General features: G+C 68.1%; 5 protein-coding genes, 1 tRNA gene and 1 pseudogene. 5 read left to right on the forward strand and 2 right to left on the reverse strand.

Features of this window, described 5'->3' with window-relative positions; translation table 11 throughout:
- Positions 1-311, reverse strand: a pseudogene (locus RMO04_RS05115) (hypothetical protein); the annotation flags it as partial.
- Between the two features lie 160 nt (positions 312-471).
- Here RMO04_RS05115 and RMO04_RS05120 point away from each other — a divergent pair.
- Positions 472-561 (forward strand) — tRNA-Ser (locus RMO04_RS05120).
- A gap of 81 nt (positions 562-642) precedes the next feature.
- Here RMO04_RS05120 and RMO04_RS05125 read toward each other — a convergent pair.
- Positions 643-1,317 carry a hypothetical protein gene (locus RMO04_RS05125; RefSeq protein ID WP_309643716.1) on the reverse strand — a complete coding sequence of 225 codons (675 nt, stop codon included), beginning with the start codon at positions 1,315-1,317 and terminating at the stop codon, positions 643-645.
- Between the two features lie 375 nt (positions 1,318-1,692).
- Between RMO04_RS05125 and kdpA the strand changes: the two genes are divergently transcribed.
- From kdpA to RMO04_RS05145, 4 genes are all read left to right on the forward strand, one after another.
- Positions 1,693-3,402, forward strand: a complete 1,710-nt coding sequence (gene kdpA / locus RMO04_RS05130; protein WP_309643717.1) for a potassium-transporting ATPase subunit KdpA — start codon at positions 1,693-1,695, stop codon at positions 3,400-3,402.
- 21 nt (positions 3,403-3,423) lie between these two features.
- Positions 3,424-5,487, forward strand: a complete 2,064-nt coding sequence (gene kdpB, locus RMO04_RS05135; RefSeq protein ID WP_309643718.1) for a potassium-transporting ATPase subunit KdpB — start codon at positions 3,424-3,426, stop codon at positions 5,485-5,487.
- A gap of 93 nt (positions 5,488-5,580) precedes the next feature.
- Entirely contained in the window at positions 5,581-6,171 is a 591-nt protein-coding gene (gene kdpC / locus RMO04_RS05140) for a potassium-transporting ATPase subunit KdpC (RefSeq protein ID WP_309643719.1), read from the forward strand.
- Positions 6,168-8,704: sensor histidine kinase KdpD (locus RMO04_RS05145; RefSeq protein ID WP_309643720.1), on the forward strand; the 2,537-nt coding region annotated here is incomplete at its 3' end. The genes kdpC and RMO04_RS05145, both read left to right, overlap by 4 nt.

The raw sequence follows: 8,704 nt of genomic DNA on the forward strand, positions 1-8,704 counted from the left end.
TCGCCGTTGGCGGTCGGCTTCATGTGGAATTCGTCGCCGTACCAGGAGGCGATCCCCTGCTGGTCGTAGCTGGGCTCTTCCTTGGGCACGTACCAGATGCCGGCCACCTGGTAGGGCGCGCCGATCTTGTAGCGGCCGCCGGCGCCGTTGGGCTGGACGCTGGTCGGCGCGGGCGCGGAAGCGATCGAGCTCCCCGGCAAAAGCCGCGAGGCATAGCGCGGTTGCGGCGTCGCGCAGGCAGCCAGCGCCGCGCTCCCCATCAGAACCATGGCCAGGCTGCGCGCTTGGATACGAATGTGGATGCTGGTCATGGACCGCCCTTCCCTGTCTCGAACGCTCCCCAGCGCCGTGCTCGCGGCCAGGATGGGCGCAAGGGTTTGAGCCAGGGTTAAGAAACGGGGTTAATCCGTTAAGGCTGTTACGCCCCTTGGAGACGCCCTGCTCTCGCTGCTATAGGCGCTCCTCCGGCTAGGAAGAGTGTCCGAGTGGTTTAAGGAACCGGTCTTGAAAACCGGCGACGGTGAAAGCCGTCCGTGGGTTCGAATCCCACCTCTTCCGCCAATACAAACCGATGTGACGCTTCACCGCCGACGTGGTGGTCGAGGATACCGATGTAGCGGCGGCCGCCTGATCCCGCCACGCTCACTGGTTCTTGTGCCAGGCCATCCAGTAGTTCTTCAGCGAGATCTTCAGCCCGTGCTTTTGCAGGCGGGTCGACATCCAGTCGGCGGCCATCTGGGTGGCGGCCTTGTCGGGGGTGTACTCGCCCCAGGGCACGCCGCCGGCGGCGCCGTGCGATCCGCTGATGACGCAGGGGGTGTCGACGAAGGTCAGCGACGGGTCCTCGACGGACTCGCCGCAGTTGCGCATCCAGCCGCGGGCGTAGCGGTCGTTGTTGGGCGACATGAAGCTGACGGCGTTGGAGTCCTTGCTGGGCGCGCGCAGCACCTTGTAGCAGTTGCGCACATTGTGCGGGATCGTGTCGGCGTTCGGCAGGGCCAGGTCGCGCTTGACGGGGTCGAATAGGAACATGGCCTCGACCGTGATCGCCATGTCCCGGCAGTAGTGGGCAAGCTCGATGGCCGCCGCCGCGCCGCGGCTGTAACCCGTGATCATCACGTTCTTTTCGTCCGATGACAGGATGTCCGAGACACCCGCCCAGGTCCGCAGGATCGTCGTCCCGCCCCAGCCGCCCGGACCGCGGTAGTAGGTCGCCTTCGACCCCATGCCGTTGGCGATCTGGACGCAGAAGCTGTTCTTCATGTCGGAGTCGTACTGGGCGGTGTTGTAGACGCCCGTGCCGTCGATCACGACCATGACCATCGCCGTTCCCCCTGCCTGTCGCGTGTCGCGCTACTTCAATAAGGCGCGGTGGGGGTGGGCTTCGGGTCAGGCCGAGCCGGCGGGTCGCTCTTTATGACTCCCTTATGCGCGCCGCCGCGGACTCGTCTCGAACCCTGACGTCAGCCTCGCCCATCCTGACGTCAACGATCAAAGGAGTCCTTCGTTGGCTGACCTGGTTTTCCTGGCCCTGGGCGGGGTGGCGTTCGCGCTGTTCGCGCTCTTCGCCGCCGGCTTGAGGCGGATCTGAGATGATCACCGACTGGCTCTGGGCGGGCGGCACGATCGCCGTGGCCACTTACATGATCGCGGCGCTGCTGCGCCCCGAACGCTTCTGACGGATATACCGACATGACTTGGCAAGGATGGGCGGAGATCGCCCTGACGCTGGCCGTGGCCATTGGGCTCGGCTGGCCTTTAGGCGTCTATATGTCCCGGGTCTGGAACGGGGAGAAGACTTGGCTCGACCCAGTGCTGAAGCCTGTTGAGCGCCTGGTCTATGGCGCGTGCGGCGTGGATGGCGGCAAGAGCCAGACCTGGTTCGGCTACGCCGCTGCGCTACTGGCCTTCAACCTCGTGGGCTTCATCCTGGTCTATGCGATCATCCGGTTGCAGGGCGTGCTGCCGCTGAACCCGCAGGCTTTCGCCGGCGTCTCCGAGCACCTGGCGTTCAACACCGCCGTCAGCTTCGTCACCAACACCAACTGGCAGTCGTATGGCGGCGAAACCACCATGTCGACGTTCAGCCAGATGGCGGCGCTGACGGTGCAGAACTTCGTCTCCGCGGGCACCGGGGCGGCCATCGCCGCGGCCCTGGCGCGGGCCTTCATCGGTCACCGCGGCGAGGGCGTCGGCAACTTCTGGGCCGATCTGACCCGCACGACCCTATACGTCCTGTTGCCCGCCTCCCTGGTCCTGGCGTTGGTGCTGGTCGCCCTGGGCGTGCCCCAGACCCTGCAGGCCTCGGCCCTGGCGACCACGGTCGAGGGCGCCGAGCAAAAGTTGTCGCTGTTCGCGGTGGCCAGCCAGCTCGCCATCAAGCAGCTCGGCATGAATGGCGGCGGCATCTTCAACGTCAATTCGGCACACCCGTTCGAGAACCCAAGCCCGCTGACGAACTTCATCACGGCGGTCTCGATCAATGTCTTGGGCTGGGCCGCCTTTTTCGCCTTCGGCCGCTCGGCCCTGGCGAAGAAAGACATCCGCGCCTTGGTGGCCACGGCCGCCATCCTGCTTTCGGCGGGCGCCGCGGGGATCTACTGGGCTGAAACCCAACCGGCTCCGGCCCTGGTCGCCGCCGGCGTGGACGCCAGCCAGAACATGGAGGGCAAGGACGTGCGCATCGGCGCGGCCTCGGCCGCCGCTTGGGCCGGTCCCACGACGGGCGCCTCCAACGGCTCGGTCAATTCCATGCACGGCAGCTTCATGCCACTGGGCGGCGGGATCGCCATGTTCCTGATGATGCTGGGTGAAATCCTGCCCGGCGGCATCGGGTCGGGCGTCGCCATCATGGTGGTCATGGCCCTGTTGGCGGTGTTTGTCGCCGGCCTGATGGTCGGCCGCACCCCGGAGTATCTGGGCAAGAAGATCGAAGCCAAGGAGATCAAGCTCGCCATGCTGGCGGTGCTGGTCGTGCCGCTCTCGATGCTGGGCTTCTCGGCGATCGCCGCCGTCCTGCCCGAGGCGCTGAAGGGGCTGCTGAACTCCGGACCGCATGGCCTGTCGGAGGTCCTCTACGCCTACACCTCGGCCACGGCGAACAACGGCTCGGCTTTCGCTGGCCTGACCGCCAACGCGCCCTGGTGGAACACGACGCTGGGGATCGCCATGCTATTCGGGCGTTTCGTGCCCATCGTGGCGGTCCTGGCCATCGCGGGGTCCCTTGTGGCCAAACCCAAACTCGCGCCGTCCGCGGGCACCCTTCCCACCGACTCGGCCCAGTTCGTCGGCCTGCTGGTGGGCGTCATCCTCATCCTGGGCGGACTGCAGTTCTTCCCCGCCCTCGCGCTTGGTCCGATCGTCGAGCACTTCCAAGTGCTGACGACCCTGGCCGCGCGCTGATCGCACTCTAGGTATCGCAACATGACCGCGTCCTACGCACCTCCCGAAGGCCGCAAGCCTTCCGCTCTCGGCGCCAGCCTCTCGCCGGCCATGATCGGTCGCGCCGCGCGCGAGGCCTTCTTCAAGCTCGATCCGCGCAAGCTCACCGGCAATCCTGTGATCTTCGCCACCTGGATCGTGGCCCTTCTGGCCTCGGCCTCGGCCGTCGCCGAGATCGTGGGCGGCCGCCCCTCGAGCTTCGAGGTGCAGATCGCTTTCTGGCTTTGGGCCACGGTGCTGTTCGCCAACCTCGCCGAGAGCGTGGCCGAAGGCCGAGGCAAGGCCGCCGCCGACAGTCTGCGCGCCACCCGCGTGACGACGAAGGCCAAGCTGATTGTCGATCCCAAGACCGGGACCATCGTACCCACGCCCGCCCACCTGCTGGGGGTCGGCGAGATTGTGTTGGTGGAGGCCGGCGACGTGATCCCGGCTGACGGCGAGATCGTCGAGGGCGTGGCATCGGTGAACGAGGCCGCGATCACAGGCGAGAGCGCCCCCGTGATCCGCGAGAGCGGCGGCGACCGTTCGGCGGTGACGGGCGGAACGACCGTCGTCTCCGACTGGATCAAGGTGCGCATCACCTCCGAGGCCGGCAATACATTCCTCGACCGGATGATCGCCATGGTCGAGGGCGCCGATCGCCGCAAGACGCCCAACGAAATCGCCCTGGCCGTCCTGCTGGCCGGCCTGACCCTGATCTTCCTGATCGCGGTCGTGACTCTGCTGGGTCTCGGCAAGTATTCCGGCGTCGACCTGCCGCCGACCGTGCTGGGCGCCTTGTTCATCACCCTGATCCCGACGACCATCGGCGGGCTGCTGTCGGCGGTGGGCATCGCGGGCATGGACCGCCTGCTGAAGGTCAACGTCCTGGCGACCTCCGGCCGCGCGGTCGAGGCGGCCGGCGACGTCGACACCCTGCTGCTGGACAAGACCGGCACCATCACCTTCGGGAACCGGATGGCGACCGAGGTCGTCCCGGCGCCCGGGGTGCGGCCGGAAGCGGCGATGCGCGCCACCCTCATGGCATCGCTCGGCGACGAGACACCCGAAGGCCGTTCGATCGTTGACCTGGCGCGCAGCCAGGGCCTTGACCAGGAGGCCCCGGCCGGCGCCACGATCATCGCGTTCACCGCTACGACGCGGCAGTCCGGCCTGGACGCCGATGGCCAGTCCTGGCGCAAGGGCGCGGTGGACGCCGTCATCCGCACGCTCGAGCTATCGCCGCATCAGATCCCGGCGGAGTTCACCGCCGCGGTCGACCGCATCGCGAGATCGGGCGGCACGCCGTTGGCTGTCAGCGAAAACGGCGTTCTGGTGGGCGTCATCCACCTCAAGGACGTCGTCAAACCCAACGTGAAGGAGCGGTTCGCCGATCTTCGCCGCATGGGTCTGCGGACGGTGATGATCACCGGCGACAACCCCGTGACCGCGGCGGCGATCGCTTCGGAAGCCGGTGTGGACGACTTCCTCGCCGAGGCGACGCCCGAGGACAAGCTGCGCTTGATCCGCGATGAACAGGCCAAGGGGCGGTTGGTCGCCATGTGCGGCGACGGCGCCAACGACGCCCCTGCCCTGGCCCAGGCCGATGTCGGCGTCGCCATGCAAACCGGCGCCCAGGCGGCCCGCGAGGCCGGCAACATGGTCGATCTGGACTCCGACCCGACCAAGGTCATCGAGATTGTCGAGGTGGGCAAGCAGATGCTGATCACCCGAGGGGCGCTCACCACCTTCTCCATCGCCAACGACGTGGCCAAGTACTTCGCCATCATCCCGGCCATGTTCGTGGCTGCCCTGCCGGCCCTGGGCGCGCTCAACATCATGCACCTGGGCAGCCCCGAAAGCGCGATCCTGTCGGCGGTGATCTTCAACGCCTTGGTGATCGTGGCCCTAATCCCTCTGGCCCTGAAGGGCGTGCGCTATCGCGCCGTCGGCGCCGCCAAGCTGCTCTCGCGCAACCTGCTGCTCTACGGCCTGGGTGGCCTCATCGCGCCCTTCGTCGGCATCAAGCTGATCGACTTGGTCGTCTCCGGCATGGGGCTGGCGTGATGGTCATGCGCGAAGCCCTCGTCTCCGGCGGCCTGATCGCCATCCTCTTCCTCTGCGCGCTGCTCGGCGGCGCCTTCTAGGACCTTGAAAGCCATGCTTTCCCTCATCCGTCCCGCCATCGTTTCGATGGTCTTCTTCACCCTGCTGCTGGGCCTGGCCTATCCCCTGCTGGTCACCGGCGTCGCCCAGGCCGCCTTCCCGCACCAGGCCAATGGCAGCCTGGTCGTCTCCGGCGGCAAGGTCGTCGGCTCGGAGCTGATCGGCCAGAACTTCGCCGGAGCGCAGTACCTGCATCCCCGCCCATCGGCGGCGGGTTCAGACGGCTATGACGCCAGCGCCTCGTCGGGCTCCAACCTCGGTCCGCTCAACGAGGACCTCGCCAAGCGGGTCAAGGAGAGCGCCGACGCCCTCCGCGCGGAAAGCACCGGCGGGACCATCCCCGCGGACGCCGTCACGACATCCGGCTCAGGCCTCGACCCGCACATCTCGCCGGCGTTCGCGCTGCTGCAGGCCGAAAGGATCGCCAAGGCGCGCGGGGTCGAGCCCCGGCTGATCAAGGGTCTGATCGTCGTGCGAACCGAAGGTCGAACCATTGGCGTGCTGGGCCAGCCCCGGGTCAATGTGCTGGAAACCAACCTGGCTCTCGACGCCCGCTATCCCGTGGGTCAACCTCCCGCCCCATGAGCCCGGACGAACCCAGACGCCCCGATCCGGACGCCCTCCTGGCCGCCACCGTCCAACCCGGGCGGGGGCGGCTTAAGGTGTTTCTGGGCATGTCCCCCGGAGTGGGCAAGACCTACGAGATGTTGCGCGCGGCCCGTCGCCGGAAGGCCGACGGCGACGACGTGGTCGTGGGCGTCGTCGAGACCCATGGTCGTCGTGAGACCCAATCCCTGCTGCGCGGCATGGATGTGATGGCGCGCCGCCCCATCGACTACCGCGAACGCACCCTGCTTGAGTTCGACCTTGATGGGGCGTTGGAGCGCAAGCCGGCCCTGCTGTTGGTCGACGAGTACGCCCATTCCAACGCGCCCGGATCTCGCCATCCGAAGCGTTGGCAGGACGTGGAAGAACTGCTCTCGGCAGGGATCGACGTCTGGACGACGCTCAATGTCCAGCACCTGGAAAGCCTGCGCGAGGTGGTCTGGAAGATCACCGGGGTTCGCCAGCGCGAGACTGTGCCAGACGGCGCCCTGTCGCGGGCCGATGAGATCGAGCTGATCGACATCACCCCGTCGGAACTGCGCGAGCGGATGGCCGAGGGCAAGGTCTATATGGGCGACACCGCCCGTCTTGCCGCGGAGCGGTTCTTCAAGCCCGAGAACCTGACGGCCCTGCGCGAACTGGCCCTGCGGCGCGCGGCCCAGACGGTGGACGACCAGTTGGTCGGGGCCATGAAACGGGCGGGGGTCGAGGGGCCGTGGGCCGCGGGCGAGCGGATCCTGGTCCTGGTCGGACCCGATGCGTCCGCAGGCGCCCTCGTGCGCACCGGCCGGCGGCTGTCGGACATGATGATGGACGCGCAGTGGACCGTGGCCCACGTCGAACGCCCCAACGCCCCTTCGGCCAGCGCCGCCGGCCAGGCCCGCCTGAACGAGGCCTTGAAGCTCGCCGAGCAACTGGGTGGTTCGACCGTCGTCCTGACCGGCGACGACCTGGTGGCGGGCGTGCTGGACTACGCCCGGCGCAACAACGTCACCCAGATCGTGGTCGGCAAGTCGACGCGGCGCGGAATCAATCCGTTCCGGCGGGCGTTGATCCCCGCGCTTCTGCAAGAGTCGAATGGCGCGGCCCTGCATGTGGTCACCGAGGCCGCGGAGACCGAGCCCCCCGTCGTCAGGCGCCGCGCGCCGGTGGCTTCCTGGCCGTGGCTGGGTCACCTGGCCGCCGTGGGACTGGTGGCCGCCGCGGGTCTGCTGGCGGCCCTGACCGATCAGTTCGCCGAGACCGCCAACCTCGCCATGATCTTCATGCTGAGCGTGCTGATCAGCGGCCTAGCCTTCGGCCTGTGGCCGGCGCTCACCGCCGCGGCCCTGTCGGCTTTCCTCTACAACTTCTTCTTCCTGGAGCCCCGCCTGACCATCCGCATCGGCCATCCGGCCGACGTGCTGACCTTCGCGGTGTTCTTCGCCGCGGCGTTGACGACGGGTTGGCTGACCGGGCGGATCCGCGACCAGAGCCGCGCGGTCGCCAGGCGGGCCGCCGCCGTGGCCTCCCTGCTCTCGGCCAGTCGGCGGCTGTCATCGGCCGCCAAGCAGGAGGGTGCGGCCTTGGCCCTAGCCGAACAGTTGGCGGCGGCCACCAGCGGGGCCGCCGTGGTCCTGACGCCCAGCGCCGACGACATCGTGCTGACCGCCGCCTCGCCGCCCCTGGAGAGCCTGGCGCCCGCCGACATGGCCGCGGCTCGCTGGGCCTGGGAGCGTGGCGAACCGGCGGGGGCCGGGACCGGCACCCTGCCCAACGCCGCCTGGACCTTTCGACCGTTACAGGGCGTGAAGGCCCGCGCCGGGGTGGCCGGTGTCGAGCCCATGGCCCTGGCCGCTGAGGACAATGAGCGTTTCGTCGCCGCCCTATTGGACCAGGGCGCCGTAGCCCTCGAGCGCGCCGAGTTCGCCGCCCAGGCGGCCGACGCCGAGGCGCTGCGCCGGACCGACCGCCTGCGCGGTGCGCTGCTGAATTCCGTCAGCCACGATCTGCGCACGCCCTTGTCGACGGTCCTGGGCTCGGCCACCACCCTGATCGACTACGGCAAGACCCTGGATCCGAAAGTGCAGAAAGACCTGCTGATCTCGATTCGGGAGGAGGCCGAGCGGTTGAACCGCTATGTCGGCGACTTGCTGGACATGACCCGGCTGGAAGGCGGCGCCCTGGTGACCCGCAAGGAATGGGTCGATATCCGCGACGTGCTGCGCGCCGCCGTTGAGCGGGTGCAGCGGCGGCTGGACAAGCGCACCGTGGCGCGAGACTTCCCCGCGGAGCTTTCGATGGTGAAGGCCGACCCCTCGCTGCTGGAACAGGCCATCGTGAACATTCTGGAGAATGCGGTGGCCTACAGTCCCGACGGCACGGCCATCGAAGTCGCGGCCTACGAGGACCGCGGCAATGTTGTGATCTCCATCGAGGACGAGGGGCGCGGCATCCCGACCGCCGAGCTCGAGCGGGTGTTCGAGAAGTTCCGGCGGATGGACGAGGCGACCGATCGCGGCAAGGGCGCCGG

The sequence above is a fragment of the Phenylobacterium sp. genome (assembly GCF_031412415.1).
Taxonomy (GTDB): Bacteria; Pseudomonadota; Alphaproteobacteria; order Caulobacterales; family Caulobacteraceae; genus Phenylobacterium.